This window comes from Massilia sp. GCM10023247, assembly GCF_042653325.1.
Lineage (GTDB): Bacteria > Pseudomonadota > Gammaproteobacteria > Burkholderiales > Burkholderiaceae_D > Telluria.
In genome coordinates this window covers 101,993-117,132 of the sequence record NZ_JBHSIB010000020.1, presented here as the reverse complement: position 1 = coordinate 117,132, position 15,140 = coordinate 101,993, and the positions used below count along the sequence as shown (strand labels likewise).

Annotated in this window: 12 protein-coding genes; 5 read left to right on the top strand and 7 right to left on the bottom strand. The window is 66.2% G+C overall.

Features of this window, described 5'->3' with window-relative positions; all coding sequences use genetic code 11:
* Positions 1–243: 243 nt before the first annotated feature.
* Complete coding sequence (locus ACFPAH_RS16000; protein ID WP_379747252.1) at positions 244–2,877, top strand: DNA topoisomerase III; 2,634 nt, start codon at positions 244–246, stop codon at positions 2,875–2,877.
* 144 nt (positions 2,878–3,021) lie between these two features.
* Here ACFPAH_RS16000 and ACFPAH_RS15995 read toward each other — a convergent pair whose 3' ends face one another.
* From ACFPAH_RS15995 to ACFPAH_RS15985, 3 genes are read right to left on the bottom strand one after another with little or no spacing between them, the layout of a single operon-like run.
* Positions 3,022–3,231: an addiction module protein gene (locus ACFPAH_RS15995; protein WP_379747250.1), complete on the bottom strand. Its 210-nt coding sequence runs from the start codon at positions 3,229–3,231 to the stop codon at positions 3,022–3,024.
* Between the two features lie 41 nt (positions 3,232–3,272).
* The gene (locus ACFPAH_RS15990) at positions 3,273–6,791 is read right to left on the bottom strand and encodes an ABC transporter permease/M1 family aminopeptidase (protein ID WP_379747248.1); all 3,519 of its coding nucleotides are present in this window, start codon (positions 6,789–6,791) and stop codon (positions 3,273–3,275) included.
* Between the two features lie 3 nt (positions 6,792–6,794).
* Entirely contained in the window at positions 6,795–7,688 is an 894-nt protein-coding gene (locus ACFPAH_RS15985) for an ABC transporter ATP-binding protein (protein ID WP_379747246.1), read from the bottom strand.
* Positions 7,689–7,931: 243 nt separating this feature from the next.
* Here ACFPAH_RS15985 and coq7 point away from each other — a divergent pair, with 243 nt between their 5' ends.
* On the top strand, positions 7,932–8,576 hold the full coding sequence (gene coq7, locus ACFPAH_RS15980) for a 2-polyprenyl-3-methyl-6-methoxy-1,4-benzoquinone monooxygenase (protein ID WP_379747244.1): 645 nt from the start codon (positions 7,932–7,934) through the stop codon (positions 8,574–8,576).
* Between the two features lie 178 nt (positions 8,577–8,754).
* On the opposite strand, the gene ACFPAH_RS15975 is transcribed toward coq7, so the two are convergent.
* From ACFPAH_RS15975 to ACFPAH_RS15960, 4 genes are all read right to left on the bottom strand, one after another.
* On the bottom strand, positions 8,755–9,180 hold the full coding sequence (locus ACFPAH_RS15975; RefSeq protein ID WP_379747242.1) for an OsmC family protein: 426 nt from the start codon (positions 9,178–9,180) through the stop codon (positions 8,755–8,757).
* Between the two features lie 89 nt (positions 9,181–9,269).
* Positions 9,270–10,454, bottom strand: coding sequence for an ABC transporter permease (locus tag ACFPAH_RS15970; protein WP_379747240.1), 1,185 nt, complete (start codon positions 10,452–10,454; stop codon positions 9,270–9,272).
* Positions 10,451–11,182 (bottom strand): ATP-binding cassette domain-containing protein, encoded by a 732-nt coding sequence (locus ACFPAH_RS15965; RefSeq protein ID WP_379747238.1) that lies wholly within the window; start codon positions 11,180–11,182, stop codon positions 10,451–10,453. Before ACFPAH_RS15965 ends, ACFPAH_RS15970 begins: the two co-directional genes overlap by 4 nt.
* Positions 11,183–11,194: 12 nt before the next feature.
* Entirely contained in the window at positions 11,195–12,628 is a 1,434-nt protein-coding gene (locus ACFPAH_RS15960; RefSeq protein ID WP_379747236.1) for an alpha/beta hydrolase, read from the bottom strand.
* Positions 12,629–12,945: 317 nt separating this feature from the next.
* Here ACFPAH_RS15960 and rplM point away from each other — a divergent pair, with 317 nt between their 5' ends.
* From rplM to argC, 3 genes are all read left to right on the top strand, one after another.
* Complete coding sequence (rplM, locus tag ACFPAH_RS15955) at positions 12,946–13,374, top strand: 50S ribosomal protein L13 (protein WP_192053289.1); 429 nt, start codon at positions 12,946–12,948, stop codon at positions 13,372–13,374.
* A 9-nt stretch (positions 13,375–13,383) separates the two neighbouring features.
* The gene (gene rpsI, locus ACFPAH_RS15950; RefSeq protein ID WP_027865814.1) at positions 13,384–13,776 is read left to right on the top strand and encodes a 30S ribosomal protein S9; all 393 of its coding nucleotides are present in this window, start codon (positions 13,384–13,386) and stop codon (positions 13,774–13,776) included.
* A gap of 311 nt (positions 13,777–14,087) precedes the next feature.
* Positions 14,088–15,125: an N-acetyl-gamma-glutamyl-phosphate reductase gene (gene argC / locus ACFPAH_RS15945; protein ID WP_379747233.1), complete on the top strand. Its 1,038-nt coding sequence runs from the start codon at positions 14,088–14,090 to the stop codon at positions 15,123–15,125.
* Positions 15,126–15,140 lie beyond the last annotated feature (15 nt).

The window sequence follows — 15,140 nt, the reverse complement described above, 5'->3', positions numbered from 1 at the left end:
TACTTGCGAACAGCGCGATAACGCGCTTATCATTGGCCGCTCATTTGGGACAGTTACCACTAAGATATTAAGCATCTTGAATTGCAGCGCGTGAATCGGCATGGCGAGGGCGACCCGTTGCGGCGCTCCGGTGACGCTGGCCACACGAACTTGCAATTTCAGAACATTGCCAGACAACGGTCCGGCCACGAAGCCTGTATGATGCGCAGGCCTTACATCTAATATAAGTACGACGAGAATTCTATGACCAAAACCCTCATCATCGCCGAGAAGCCCTCCGTCGCGAATGACATCGCCAAGACGCTGGGCGGCTTCACCAAGCACGATGAGTATTTCGAGAACGACGAATATGTCCTGTCGTCCGCCGTCGGCCACCTGCTGGAAATCGCGGTGCCGGAGGAATACGACGTCAAGCGCGGCAAATGGAGCTTCACCCACCTGCCGATGATCCCGCCTTACTTCGCGCTGAACCCGATCGCCAAGACCGAGTCGCGCCTCAAGGTGCTGAACAAGCTGATCAAGCGCAAGGACGTCACCACCCTGATCAACGCATGTGACGCGGGCCGCGAAGGTGAACTGATCTTCCGCCTGATCGCCCAGAATGCGAAGGCGAAGCAGCCGGTCAAGCGCCTGTGGCTGCAGTCGATGACGCCGAACGCGATCCGCGAGGGTTTCAAGCAACTGCGCAGCGACGAAGAGATGCTGCCGCTGGCCGATGCCGCGCGTTGCCGCTCGGAAGCGGACTGGCTGATCGGCATCAACGGCACCCGCGCCATGACCGCCTTCAATTCGAAAGAGGGCGGCTTTTACCTGACGACGGTCGGCCGGGTGCAGACGCCGACGCTGTCGATCGTGGTCGAGCGCGAAGAAAAAATCAAGAAATTCGTGCCGCGCGATTACTGGGAAGTGCGCGCCGAGTTCGTCTGCGCCGCCGGCGTCTACGAAGGCCGCTGGCTCGACCAGAACTTCAAGAAGGACGAGAACGATCCCGAGAAGCGCGCCGAGCGCCTGTGGAGCAAGACGGCCGCCGACTCGATCGCCGCCGCCTGCCGCGGCAAGCAGGGCGTCGTTACCGAAGAATCGAAGCCGACCACCTCGATGGCGCCGGCCCTGTTCGACCTGACGTCCCTGCAGCGCGAGGCCAACGGCCGTTTCGGCTTCTCGGCCAAGAACACGCTCGGCCTGGCCCAGGCGCTGTACGAAAAGCACAAGGTGCTGACCTACCCGCGTACCGATTCGCGCCACCTGCCTGAAGATTATATTGCCACCGTCAAGTCGACGATGGAGTCGCTGGCCGAGAACAACAACTACCACCAGTTCGCGAAACAGGTCACCAAGAATGGCTGGGTCAAGCCGAACAAGCGCATTTTCGACAACGCCAAGATCTCGGACCACTTCGCGATCATCCCGACCGGCGTCGCCCCCAAGAACCTGAGCGAGCCCGAGCAGAAGCTTTATGATTTAGTGACGCGCCGCTTCATGGCCGTCTTCTTCCCGCCGGCCGAGTTCCTCGTCACGACCCGCTTCACCGAAGTGTCGGGCCACCAGTTCAAGACCGAGGGCAAGGTCATGACCAACCCGGGCTGGCTGGCCGTCTACGGCAAGGACACCACCGGCGATGACAAGGATGGCGCGACCCTGGTCCCGGTGGCCAAGGGCGAGAAGGTCTTGACGGATAAAATCACGGCCAACGGCCTGGTCACCAAGCCGCCTGCGCGCTATACCGAAGCGACGCTGCTCTCGGCAATGGAAGGCGCGGGCAAGCTGGTCGATTCCGACGAACTGCGCGACGCCATGGCCGGCAAGGGCCTGGGCACGCCGGCCACGCGCGCGGCCATCATCGAGGGCTTGCTGACCGAGAAATACCTGATCCGCGAAGGACGCGAGCTGATCCCGACGGCCAAGGCATCGCAGCTGATGACCTTGTTGCGCGGCCTCGGCGTGAACGAGCTGACCGCGCCGGAACTGACCGGCGAGTGGGAATACAAGCTGTCGCAGATGGAGAAGGGCAAGATTTCGCGTGAAGAATTCATGCGCGAGATCGCGCAGATGACGCAAATCATCGTCAAGCGCGCCAAGGAATACAACAACGACACCATTCCCGGCGAGTACGCGACCCTGAAGGCGCCGTGCCCGAACTGCGCCGGCGTGGTCAAGGAAAACTACCGCCGCTTCGCCTGCACCAAGTGCGACTTCTCGATGAGCAAGACGCCGGGCAGCCGCCAGTTCGAGATCGCCGAGGTCGAAGAGCTGCTGGAAAAGCGCACCATCGGTCCGCTGCAGGGCTTCCGCTCGAAGATGGGGCGTCCGTTCGCGGCCATCCTGCGCATCGTGCGTGACGAAGACATCAACAACTTCAAGCTCGAGTTCGACTTCGGCCAGGACCAGGAAGGGGGCGAGGACGGCGAGGGCGTCGACTTCACCGGCCAGACTCCGCTCGGCCCTTGCCCGAAGTGCGCCAGCGGCGTCTACGAGATGGGCCTGGCCTATGTCTGCGAGAAGAGCGTGGCCAAGCCGAAGACCTGCGATTTCCGCAGCGGCCGCATCATCCTGCAGCAGGAGATCCTGCCCGAGCAGATGGCGAAGCTGCTCAACGACGGCAAGACCGACCTGTTGCCCGGCTTCGTGTCGCAGCGCACGCGGCGTCCATTCAAGGCCTTCCTGACGCGCGCGAAAGACGGCAAGATCAGCTTCGAGTTCGAGGAGCGCAAGGCCAAGCCGGGCGCCAAGCCGAAGGCGGCGGCGGGCGACGACGCCGAGGGCGGCGATGGCGTCGCGGTGGCGGCCGCGGTGACGAAAAAGCCGGCAGCGAAGGCGGCGGCCAAGACGGCTGCAAAGAAACCGGCTGCAAAAAAGGCGCCCGCCAAGAAGAAGTAAGGCGCTGCCTGACGGCGAAAAAAAACCGCAGCTCGAGGGCTGCGGTTTTTTTTCGTTCCTGGTCCTGCGTGTATTCTGTTTATATCCTTACCCGCCACGGGTAGGCGCAGGCGGGGCAAGCCGCCGCGTCGAACGCGGCGCGGATTACTCCTGCCAGTCCTGCAGCGCGCGGATCGCGGCCTCGCCGTTGCGGATCGCCTTGACACGGCGAATGACCTCTTCGCGCCAGGCCTCGTCGGCGTCCTGGCCATCCGAGCCATCCACATCCTTCAGCAGCATGCGCAGCACTTCGTGCTTTTCTTCAGCATTGAGGAGCTGAATTTTCTCGCAGACTTCGTCAAGCATGGTCGACATCACGGCCTCCTTATAGTTGTGTCTTGATCATATCGTGAGTTCTAACGGTTGTCGACAAATACCATATTGTCGGCCGGTTTCTTGTCGATCAGCTTGTTGTCCGGGTCGATCCCGGCGCGCGCCGGGCGCCCATCGACCACGAACGTCAGGGTCAGTTTCGCGTCGCGCACGAGGTGGCGCTCGCGCAGCAGCGGTTTGCCGTCGCCGTCGTCGACACCGAACTCGATGGTGTCGGCCAGCGGCATCGCCTGTTCCAGCGGGCCGCCGGCGCGCAGCTTGGCGGCGCTGGCGCGCAGCGTCACCTCGTACTTGCCGTCGGCGCGCAAGCGTGCTGCGGCGTAGTCGGCGCGGTTCTCGTAGAACACGATGGCGTCGAACAGGTCGTCGATCAGGTAAGCCTTGCCGGCCGGCGCGACGGCGCGCAGGGCGGCGGCCAGCTCGGGCATGCCGCGCGCCTGTCCCTGCAAGGCGTCGCGCAAGATGCCGCGCAGGGCGCCGTTCACCCGCTCCTCGCCCAGCACGTCCTGCAGCAGGTAGAGCGCCATGCCGCCCTTGCGCTGGCTCAGCCAGGGCTCGTCGGCGGCGTGCGCCTGCGCCAGCGGCAGCTCGCGCCGGTTCGCCAGCGCGCGCCCCATCAGGTAGGCGTGCAGGTCGTGGCGCAGGTAGCGCCGCATCGGGGCCGGCCCCAGTACGCGCCGCACCGCCATCAGCGCCGTGTATTCGGCCAGGCTGTCGGCCAGCACGCCGGGGGGCAGCTGCTGGCCCCACCACTGGCGCGCCGTGGTCCATGCCCCCATGTAGAGCGGATAGTCGATCTCGCGCCGCGAAGCGGCATCGAAGCGCGCGATGAAGGCGCCGTCCTCGGGCAGCGCCAGCATGCCGGGGAAGGCGCGCGCTTCTCCGCTCGAGCGCGGCGTCTCGACCAGGCGTAGGTCGTGCAGGCCGTAGGGACCAAACGCGCGCGTGCCGTAGTCGAGCACGGCGCCGGCGCCGCGCAGCAGGCGCTCGACGTTGCGCTCGTGCTGCGGCGCGAAATAGGCGTCGATCGCGACGTCCTGCCAGCGCTCGTGGCGCACCGCATAGCGGCTCGAGGCGATCGCATAGTCGGCCAGGATCGGCGCCTCGGCCCGATACTGGAAGTGGCGCCGCTCGCGCGCGATCCATTCGCGTTCGAGCGCGCCCGGGGCGACGGCGATCTGGTCGACCGCCGTGCTGATCAGGGCGGAAAAGGCGATCCGCTCGGGCTGGGCCGGCGCTGCCGGCTGCACCTGGGGCCCGAGGCCGTGGCGGCGGCGGTCGCGCCCGTCGCGCAGCTCGGCCGCGTGCTGGTAGCCGATGCGCGGCAGCGCCTCCTGGGTCAGCCAGGTCGCGTTGGCGCCGACCGCGGTATCGGTGCCGATGCCGAGCAGTCCGCCCGGCGCCTGGCTCAGTTCGAAGTCGAGCGCCATGCGCGCGCCCGGCGCCAGCGGGGCGGCCAGGCGGTAGCGGAAGAAGCCGCGTTCGCGGTCGGCGGTGACCAGTTGCGCCGGCACCGAGGGACGCGCCACGAGGTCGGCGCCCGGCGCCTGGTACAGGATCAGGTCGCGCAGCGGCGTGCCCGAGCGGTTCTCGAGTTCGTAGCGTCCGGCGACGGCCAGCGTGCGCGTGCGCGGATGGATGTCGATCCGCAGCGCCACCGCCGCCAGACTCGGCTGGGGCAGGCTCGCATACGGACGGTAGCGCTGCTCGTAGCCGGCGCGCGCCGCTTCCATGGCACGCGTGGTGCGATAGTTGCCCGCCACGTCGAGCTCGTACCAGAGCAGCGCGCCGCTGCCGCCGAACAGCAGCAGGCCGGCGCCGAAGGCGGCCAGGGTCGGCAGCGTCAATTGCTGGCGCGCCATGCGCAGGCGGCTGCGCAGCTCGGCGTTCACGCCGCGCGGCCACAGCACCACGCACAGCACCAGCAGCAGCAGGGCCGCGCCGGCCCAGTAGAGTTGCACGACGCGCTCGCGCAGCAGGGCGTGGCCGAAGCCGTTCATGCTCGAATAGTCGAGCGGCAGGAACACGCCCAGCAGCGGATGGTCGAAGCCGCGGCCCTGGGCCCCGACGATGAGGACCTGGGTCGCCGCCAGCACCGCGTAGCCGAGGTATTTGCGGCTGCACAGCGCCTGCACGGTGACCGCGAGCACGGCCTGCAGCGCATATTGCGGCAGCAGGACCGTAAACAGATACTGCAGGTAGAGGCCGGGTTCGAGCGCGAACCAGCCGCGCAGCACCTGGGCCAGTATCGCGCACAGCATCGCCAGCAACAGCAGCAAGGCCTGCATCGCGACCAGGGCCAGGGTTTTCGACAGCGGCGCCAGCCAGCCCGGCACCGGCAGCACGTCGAACAGCTGGGCGATGCGCGCATCGCGCTCGCGCCACACCAGCTGGGCGGCGTAGAAGGCGGTCACCAGCGGGATGAAGATGCCGCACACGTCGCGGATCAGTTCGAGCATCTGGAAGGTCACCGGGTAGGTGCTGGCGCCGTGCAGCATGCCGGTATGGAAGCTGCCGTTGAGCACCAGCGCCATGCCCACCAGCGCGATCAGCGCGAAGGGAAGCGTGGCGACCGTCTGGCGCAGGTGCAGCGCGCTTTCGCGCACCAGCAACAAGCCGAGGCTGCGGCGCGCGAAGTCCGGGCGCTCGCGCGTGTTGACGGCCGCCTGCGACAGGCTGGGCGCGGCCTCGCCCTCGCCGTGCGGGTCGCGCCCGCGCGTCTCCAGGATGCCGACCAGCTGCAGGCGCCAGTAGCCGAGCAGCAGCACCGCCAGGCCGAAGCCGCCCCACAGCAGGCGGTTCGCCAGGTACACGCCGTCTGGCAGCACGGGCCGCGCATTGCGCTCGGCGACCGTCCAGTATTCGGTGAAGTTGATCAGCGCCGTCGTGCCGAAGGGATCGATCAGCGCGGCCAGCAGCTTGTAGTCGAAGTCGCGCGCCAGCGAGGGCGCCACCGTGTAGCCGATGGTGAGCACGATGCTCGCCACGTAGACCGGCAGCATGCGCCGCGACAGCGCCGCCAGCACGAAGAAGATCGCGCCGAAGATGAAGACGTTGGGCAGCAGCGTGAACAGCCAGGGCAGCAGGTAGTTGGCGAGGCGGTTGCCGCCCAGGCGGTCGGGATCGATGCCGGGCACGAAGGTGCCGAGCCATTCGCCGATCGGGATGCCGGCGAAGACCAGGGCCAGCACGGCGAAGGCGCCGAGGAAGCGCCCGAACACGTAGGCGCTCTTCGGGATCGGCGCGCTGAAGAAGAAGTGGTGCGTGCCGTGCTCGAAGTCCTGCTGCACGGCGCGGCCCATGATGGCGGCCACCACGATCACGGCCGCGCAGCCGAGGAAGGCGGTCGACAGCGCCAGCTGGCGCGGCCCGTTGATCATCACGCGGGCGCCGAAGGCCACCACGGTTTCCTTGAAGACGCCGCCGGCGGCGGCCGTCCACAGCATCGCCAGCGCGATGAAGGCGGCCAGGTAGACCCAGGTCGCCACTGCGCGCGCGCGCTGGCGCACCTCGAACGCGGCGATCGTGAAAAACGCGCCCATCGCCTAGCAGTTCCCGGCCTGGAAGCGGTGGTGCCCGGCGATGGTGGCGAAGTACACGTCTTCCAGGCTGGCCTGGGTCTCCTCGAAGCCCATGCCCGGGTCGCCCTCGGCATACACATGGATCAGGGTGCGGCCGGCGCGCAGGCGGGTCGAGATCACCGCATGCTGCTTCTGGAACAGCGGCAGCTCGGCCTTGTCGACGAAGCGCGCCCAGATGCATTCCTCGATGTCGTCGATCAGGCGCGCCGGTTCGCCGCACAGCAGCACATGGCCCTTGTTGATGATCGCCATGTTGGCGCACAGGTCGGCCACGTCCGACACGATATGGGTCGACAGCAGCACCGTCTTGTCGGCGCCGATGTCGGCCAGCAGGTTATGGAAGCGCACCCGTTCCTGCGGGTCCAGGCCGGCGGTCGGCTCGTCGACGATGATCAGTTGCGGATCGCCGATCAGGGCCTGGGCCACCCCGAAGCGCTGGCGCATGCCGCCGGAGAAGGTGCCCAGCTTCTGGTGGCGCACCTCGAACAGGTTCGTCTGCTGCAGCAGGCCGTCGACGACTTCGCGCCGGCGCCCCTTGCTGGCGATGCCCTTGAGCTGGGCGAAATGGTCGAGCAGTTCCCAGGCGGAGACGCGCGGGTAGACCCCGAAGTCCTGGGGCAGGTAGCCGAGCATGCGGCGCACCTCGTCCTTTTCGTCGAGCACGTCGATGTCGTCGAGGAACACCGAGCCGCTGTCGCATTCCTGCAGCGTGGCGAGGATGCGCATCAGGGTCGACTTGCCGGCGCCGTTCGGCCCCAGCAGGCCGAACATCCCGGGCGGGATGTTCAGCGTGACCTTGTCCAGTGCCACCACGCCATTGGCGTAGGTCTTGGACAGATTGCGGATGCGTAATTCCATTCTGGCTCCATGTAAACTTGGCATGGTTCATTTCCGCCAAGCCTTTTTGACGCTTGCATTGTATGCGCTAACGGTTGACTCCGGCGGGCCCGTGCGACGCACGGCGCATTGCGCCGTCCAGAGTGCGCGAAAGCAGGGATAGGGCGCGCAGAGGGAAAAAACGGCAGTGGCCGCAGGCTGCCGCGCGGCGGGCCGGCAGTCCGGCGCATATAATGTCGTTTTTCCATGCATAACTGGAATCCTATGTTTGCGAACCGTTTTATCAGTCCCCTCGACGACCTGATCGTCGGCTTCGACAAGGCCCTGCGCGTGGTCGGCGGCGTGGCGGCGGCGTCGCGCCCGAACCCGGCGGCGCATGCCCTCGACTGCGAACTCGACGAGCGCGAGCAGCGCCATAGCGCCGGCCTGATGCGCGTGAACCACGTCGGCGAAGTGTGCGCCCAGGCGCTCTACGACTCGCAGGCGCGCCATGCGCAAGGACCGGGCATGCGCGCCCAGTTCGAGCAGGCCGGCCGCGAGGAAGAAGACCACCTGGCCTGGACCGCGCAGCGCCTGTCCGAGCTGGGCTCGCAGCCGAGCGTGCTCAATCCGCTGTGGTATGCCGGCGCCTATGCGATGGGAACGGTGGCCGCCAAGCTCGGCGACGCGCGCAGCCTCGGCTTCGTGGTCGAAACCGAGCGCCAGGTCGAAGCCCACCTGAACAGCCACCTCGATTCGCTGCCGCTCAAGGACGCCAAGTCGCGCGCCATCGTCGAGCAGATGCGCCAGGACGAAGTCGAGCACGGCGCGGCGGCCCAGGCGCTGGGCGCCGCCGAGATGCCGGTGCCGGTCAAGCTGGCGATGCGGGCGATGGCGAAGGTGATGACGACGACGGCGTATTATTTGTGACGATGCGGGGTTCGTAGGGTGGGCGGCTCCACCCGATAGCGGGCAAGCACGAGCCGCTTGCGCCGCCCACGCGTTCAACGCACGGGCGCGCAGGCGCGATGTTTCAAGGGCTGGTTGAACGCGTGGGCGGGAGACCCGCCCACCCTACGTCCCTTCGATACCGTCCCGTGGTTTCGGATTACGCGGCTTCGACGATCTCGAACGAATAAGTCATCTCCGCCGTCTTGGCCATCATGATCGAGGCTGAGCAGTACTTCTCGTGCGACAGTTTTACGGCGCGTTCCACCGCCGCCGGCTTCAGGTTGCGGCCGCTGATGACGAAGTGGAAGTTAATCTTCGTGAATACCTTGGGGTCGGTCTCGGCGCGTTCGGCCTGCAGCGTCACGTCGCAGCCGAGCACGTTCTCGCGCCCGCGCTGCAGGATCAGGACGACATCGTAGGCGGTGCAGCCGCCGGTTCCGACGAGCAGCATCTCCATCGGCCGCGGCGCCAGGTTATGGCCGCCGCCTTCGGGCGCGCCGTCCATCGCCACCATGTGGCCCGACCCGGTCTGGGCGCGAAAACTCATGCCCGAGGGGCCGTTCCAGCTGACTTTGACTTCCATTGCGTTTCTCCGGTGTGGTGGGTGGCCGTATTGTAAAACAGCCCACCGCGGCATGCCGGGGTGGGCTGTGTTTCGGCGGGTGAGGGGAATCAGACCGCCAGCACGTAGCGCTCGCTCTTCATGCGCCAGCCGGCAAAGGCCACCACCGCCAGCGTCGGCAGCGCCGCGCTCAGGAAGGTCAACACGAAGGGCAGGGTACCGACCTCCACGCCTTTCGCCATCTCGCGCAGCAGCGTCTGGTTCGACAGCATCGGCACCGCATACATCCACAGCGCCGTTTTCAGCTCCATCATCGAGACCACGACGCCGGGCAGCATCGGCAGGAACAGCACGATGCTGAGCAGGCTTTGCGCTTCCTTGAACGATTTCGCGTTCATCGCCAGCGCGATCTGCAGGGCCGCGGCCAGCAGCGCCAGCGGCAGCGCGACGATGCATACCTTGGCGACGTCGAGCCAGTTCAGGCCCCAGGACATGCCCAGTTCTTCCAGCGGCAGCCAGGACAGCACCACGTGCGAGAGGATCAGTTCGAGCGTCAGGCCGATGATGGCCAGCGCGCCGGCCATCAGCCACTTGCCGGTCACGATTTCCCAGGCCCGCGCCGGCTGCGCCATCAGCACTTCCATCGAGCGGCGCTCGCGCTCGCCGGCGGTGCTGTCGACCGCGGCCGACATGCCGCAGAAGAAGGCCGGGAAGAACAGCATGCTGAGCATGCTGCCGATGACGGCGGCCGAACGCGAGGCGTTGGTGCCGGTGTCGTAGCGCTGCACCTCGATCGGCGCCAGGGTGGCCGGCGACACCCCGTGCGCCAGCAGGCGCGCGCTGGCGACGTTGGCGCCGTAGGCCTCGAGCACGTCCTCGATCTCGCGCCGCTGCGCCCCTTTTTCGGCGGCCGAGTCGTACCATAGCTCGATGCGCGCCGGGCGCATCGCCGCGTAGTTGTCGGTGAATTTCTCGGACAGGCGCAGCACCCCGGCCACCTTGCCTTTCTGGAGCAGGGCTTCGATGGCCGCTTCGTCCATCGGGGCGGTGTCGACCACGGTGATGTTCTTCTGCTTGAGCTGGGCCATCAGCGTGGGCGCCTTGGCGGCGCCGATGACGGCCAGTTCGATGCCTTCGCGCTCGGAACGCGTGTTGCGGTCGATGATCTGCTGCATCAGGAAGCCGAACATGACCGGATACATCAGCGTCACGAACAGCAGCAGCCCGACGTTGCGTTTTTCGCGCAGGGTCTCGCGCATTTCTTTCAGGAAGATGGTCAGGAATGGCGGCTTCATGCGGCAATCCCTTCTTCGCCGACCAGGCTGACGAAAGCATCCTCGAGGTTTTCGATGCCGGTGCGCCGGCACAGTTCGAGCGGCGAGCCCTGGGCCACCGTATGGCCCTTGGCGATGACGATCACGTCGTCGCACAGGTGGGTCACTTCCTGCATCACGTGGGTGGCCATGATCACGCAGCAGCCGTCGGCGCGCAGCGCCGCCAGTGCGCGCCGCAAGGCGCGCGTGCTCATCACGTCCAGGCCGCGGCTCGGTTCGTCCAGCAGCAAATTGCGCGGGCGGTGCAGGAGCGTGCGCGCCAGCGCCACCTTGATGCGCTGGCCCTGCGAGAAGCCCTTGGTGCGGCGCTCGAGGATGTCGTCCATCGCCAGCAGTTCCGATACCTCTCCGATGCGTGCCTTGAGCGCGGCGCCGCCCATGCCGTTCAGTTCACCGAAATAGGTGAGGTATTCGCGCGTCGAGAGGCGCTCGTACAGGCCGAACTGGTCGGTGAGGAAGCCGATGTTGCGGCGTACCGCCAGCGGGTCCCGTTCCGGGTCGACGCCGTCGACGGCAATCGTGCCGTGGTCGCGCTTGAGGAGGGCGACCAGGGTGCGCAGCAGGGTCGTCTTGCCGGCGCCGTTGGGGCCGAGCAGGGCCGTGATCTGGCCGTCGCGCGCGCTGAAACTGACGCCGCCGAGCGCTTTGACCTCGCCAAACTGTTTACGTACATCGTGAACTTCGATCATGGGGAGCTCGATTCAGGGTTGCGGCCCGGCGCTGCCGAGCTGGAAGGTCGGGGGCGGGATCTCGGCCAGGCAGGCGGTATCGAGGGCGGCGCCGGGCTTGTCGAGGAATTCCCGCATCAGGCGCGGCGCGCAGCCGAGCTGCGCGACGCCGTGGCCGACATTGGCCACCACCACATGGCGCGCGTTGCGCATGGCGCGTTTGGCGCTTTCGGCGCGGCGCGGCGCCGTCACCGGGTCGAGCGCGCCCGAGAACAGCAGGGCGGGGGCCTCGATCATGGTCGGCGCCACATACGGCACGGCCGGCACGTTCATGGTCTTGCACATGGCCGGCATGCGCTCGGCCCAGGCGCGCGTGAGCAGGGCGTCCTCTTCCTTCATCAGGCCCGGCGTCATGCGCGGCACGTCCTCGGCGCAGACCACGGCCAGGTGCAGCAGGAAGGCGCTGGTCGATTCGGTGGTGAAGTCGCCGCTGACGTTCTGGCGCGCAATGAACGGCTCCCAGCGGCCCCGGAACGCGCTGTGGATCAGGAAGGGCAGGCGGCGTGCGTCGGCCGGCGAATACAGGATGCTGTGGACGGTGCCGTTGAAGCGCGGCCCGGACATCGTGACCGTGGTCGGCTGGGCGGTGCGCGGGTCGGCGATCGAGAGCTTGATGCCCGCTTCGGCGCGCGCGGCCAGGCTGTCGAATTCGGCGCGCAGGTTCGGATAGGCCTTGCTGCAGCCCGCATCCCTGGCGCACTGCTCGAACAGCTTGTCGAGGGCGGCCTGGCCGTCGCGCCCGGCCGCCGGAATCACCTGCTCGGGAGCGGCGACGCCGTCGAGGATCAGCGCGCGCACGCTCCCCGGAAACGCGCGCGCATAGGCCTGGCCGAGGCGGGTGCCGTACGAGCCGCCGAACAGGTTGACCTTGCCGTAGCCGAGCGCCCGCCGCACCTCCTCGAGGTCGCGCGCGGCGTTCAGCGTGGTATAGGCCGCGAACGGGGCGCGGCTGGCGCGGATGCATTTGTGGATCTCGGCTTCCTGCTCGGCGTCGCTCATCGTCTCGTGCTCGGGCCGGCTTTCGCAGTCGAGCTTGCCCGACAGGCCGGTGCCGCGCTGGTCGATGAAGACGATGTCGCGCGTGGCGCGCACCCGCTTGAAGGCGGTCGAGAGCGCCCGGATCACTTCGCTGCCGGCTTGGCCGGGGCCGCCGGCCAGCACGAACAGCGGGTCGTTTTTCGCGCCCTCGCGGAAGGCCGGCGCGACGGTGACGTGGATCTGGAGGCCGCCCGCCGCCGGTTGCGCGTAATCGAGCGGCACCGGAACGGTGAGGCAGCGCAGTGCCCCTTCGGCGCCGGGCAGGTGGCAGGTGCGGGCGACGGGCTTGGCAGCGGGCGCGGCGGCGGCCGGGCTGCTTGTCGATGCCAGCAGCGCGAGCAGGGCAGGCAAAATGAAACTGGTTTTCACAAAGACTCCTCAGGCAGTTGACTCATGGTAATTTGATAGCGTTTTCACGGTCAACACATAGTTTCAGTATGGAATGGTTCAGCCGAGTCTAGCCGTCTACGCAATAGGTTAATTGTTCTATGTCATCGCAGGGGCCGGATGCGGGAGTCGCAGGAGGCGCGGATGCGACAGCCGCCGGGCGGGCAGCTTGACCGCTCACGGCTGGGTGAGGTATGATCGTCGGCTTTCCATTTGCTCTGGAAAAGATAATAAGGAAGAGTCCGCAGCAACAATTGCGGAACCGCCATTTGAGCAATTTACCTATTTAGGAAGTCAACATGAAAACTTTTTCCGCTAAGGGCCATGAAGTCCAGCGCGACTGGTTCGTGATTGACGCGACGGACTTGGTCCTCGGACGTGTTGCCAGCGAAGTGGCACTCCGACTGCGCGGCAAACACAAGCCAGAATTCACTCCTCACGTCGATACCGGTGACTACATCGTCGTCGTCAACGCAGGCAAGCTGCGTGTGACCGGCACGAAGGCCACCAACAAGACCTACTACCGTCACTCGGGCTACCCGGGCGGTATCTACGAAACCAACTTCCTGAAAATGCAACAGCGTTTCCCGGGCCGCGCGCTCGAGAAGGCTGTCAAAGGCATGCTGCCGAAGGGCCCGCTGGGCTATGCAATGATCAAGAAGCTGAAAGTGTACGCGGAAGGTTCGCACCCGCACGCAGCACAGCAACCACAAGCACTGACCCTCTAAGGAACTGACATGATCGGTAACTACAACTACGGCACCGGCCGTCGCAAGAGTGCAGTCGCTCGCGTGTTCATCAAAGCCGGCACCGGCCTGATCGTCGTGAACGGCAAGCCTGCGAACGAATACTTCTCGCGCGAAACCGGCCTGATGGTCATCCGTCAGCCGCTGGAACTGACCGGCAACGTCGAGCGTTTCGACATCAAAGTCAACGTCCATGGCGGCGGTGAGTCGGGCCAGGCTGGCGCCGTTCGTCACGGCATCACCCGCGCTCTGATCGACTACGACGCAGGCCTCAAGGGCGACCTGGCACGTGCCGGTTTCGTCACCCGTGACGCCCGTGAAGTCGAGCGTAAGAAAGTCGGCCTGCGTAAAGCACGTCGCGCCAAGCAGTTCTCGAAGCGTTAATCGCTTGCAGCCTTCGGGCTGCGATTGCTGGACAGAAAGCCGCCTTCGGGCGGCTTTTTTATTTCTGCCGGGATGTGTTGACGTCCGGTAGCGTACGGCGCGGCTGTGCCTGCCACGGTAAGCTACTTGCTGGCTTGCAGCGCCTGCACCTGCCGCGTGCTGCAGACCATGCAATATTTGCAATATCGGCATCCGATGCAAATTATCTTTGCAACGGGGATGCGGGTGCCTTGCGCCTTGGTTATTTGCAGGACTGTTAAAATTGCAGCCTTGGCCCCATGGGCATCATTTTTTTTGATGAAGGAATAGACATGATCAAAGTTGGCATCGTTGGCGGAACCGGTTACACGGGCGTGGAACTGCTGCGGCTGTTGGCCGTCCACCCCGGCGTGGAGCTGACCGCGATCACTTCGCGCAAGGAAGACGGCCTGCCGGTGGCCGACATGTTCCCCTCGCTGCGCGGGCGCGTGAACCTGGCATTCTCGGCCCCGGACAAGGCCGACCTGACGCAGTGCGACGTGGTGTTCTTTGCCACCCCGCACGGGGTGGCGATGGCGCAGGCCCCGGCGCTGCTGGCGGCCGGCGTCAAAGTCATCGACCTGGCGGCGGATTTCCGCCTGAAGGACCGCGCCAGCTTCGAGAAGTGGTACAAGATCGAGCACACCGCGCCCGAGCTGATCGAGGAAGCCGTGTATGGCCTGCCCGAACTGAACCGTGAAGACATCAAGCAGGCGCGCCTGATCGCCAACCCGGGCTGCTACCCGACGACGATGCAGCTGGGCTTCGTGCCGCTGTTGAAAGCGGGGCTGATCGACGCCGGCAACCTGATCGCCGATGCGAAATCGGGCGTGTCGGGCGCCGGACGCAAGGCCGAGATCGGCACCTTGTTCTCGGAGGCGAGCGACAATTTCAAGGCCTACGGCGTGGCCGGTCACCGCCACACCCCGGAAACCTCGGCCCAGCTGCAGCGCTTCACCGACCAGAAAGTGGGCCTGATCTTCACCCCGCACCTGGTGCCGATGATCCGCGGCATGCATTCGACCCTGTACGCGCGCCTGACCAAGGAGGTCGACGACGCCGCCCTGCAGGCGCTGTTCGAGGCCGAGTACAAGGATTCGCCGTTCGTGGACGTGATGCCCTTCGGCTCGCACCCGGAAACGCGCTCGACGCGCGGCTCGAACATGCTGCGCCTGGCGCTGCACCGTCCGGACGGCGGCAACACGGTCGTCATCCTGGTGGTGCAGGACAACCTGGTCAAGGGCGCATCGGGCCAAGCCGTGCAGTGCATGAACCTGATGTTCGGTTTCGAGGAAACGACCGGGCTCGAGCAGATCGCACTGCTGCCGTAAATAAAGACGGCCGGG

Bases quoted from the DNA above. Each gene is read 5' to 3' on its own strand.
- ACFPAH_RS16000 (WP_379747252.1), top strand. From the start codon at position 244: ATGACCAAAACCCTCATCATCGCCGAGAAGCCCTCCGTCGCGAATGAC.
- ACFPAH_RS15995 (WP_379747250.1), bottom strand. From the start codon at position 3,231: ATGTCGACCATGCTTGACGAAGTCTGCGAGAAAATTCAGCTCCTCAAT.
- ACFPAH_RS15990 (WP_379747248.1), bottom strand. From the start codon at position 6,791: ATGGGCGCGTTTTTCACGATCGCCGCGTTCGAGGTGCGCCAGCGCGCG.
- ACFPAH_RS15985 (WP_379747246.1), bottom strand. From the start codon at position 7,688: ATGGAATTACGCATCCGCAATCTGTCCAAGACCTACGCCAATGGCGTG.
- coq7 (WP_379747244.1), top strand. From the start codon at position 7,932: ATGTTTGCGAACCGTTTTATCAGTCCCCTCGACGACCTGATCGTCGGC.
- ACFPAH_RS15975 (WP_379747242.1), bottom strand. From the start codon at position 9,180: ATGGAAGTCAAAGTCAGCTGGAACGGCCCCTCGGGCATGAGTTTTCGC.
- ACFPAH_RS15970 (WP_379747240.1), bottom strand. From the start codon at position 10,454: ATGAAGCCGCCATTCCTGACCATCTTCCTGAAAGAAATGCGCGAGACC.
- ACFPAH_RS15965 (WP_379747238.1), bottom strand. From the start codon at position 11,182: ATGATCGAAGTTCACGATGTACGTAAACAGTTTGGCGAGGTCAAAGCG.
- rplM (WP_192053289.1), top strand. From the start codon at position 12,946: ATGAAAACTTTTTCCGCTAAGGGCCATGAAGTCCAGCGCGACTGGTTC.
- rpsI (WP_027865814.1), top strand. From the start codon at position 13,384: ATGATCGGTAACTACAACTACGGCACCGGCCGTCGCAAGAGTGCAGTC.
- argC (WP_379747233.1), top strand. From the start codon at position 14,088: ATGATCAAAGTTGGCATCGTTGGCGGAACCGGTTACACGGGCGTGGAA.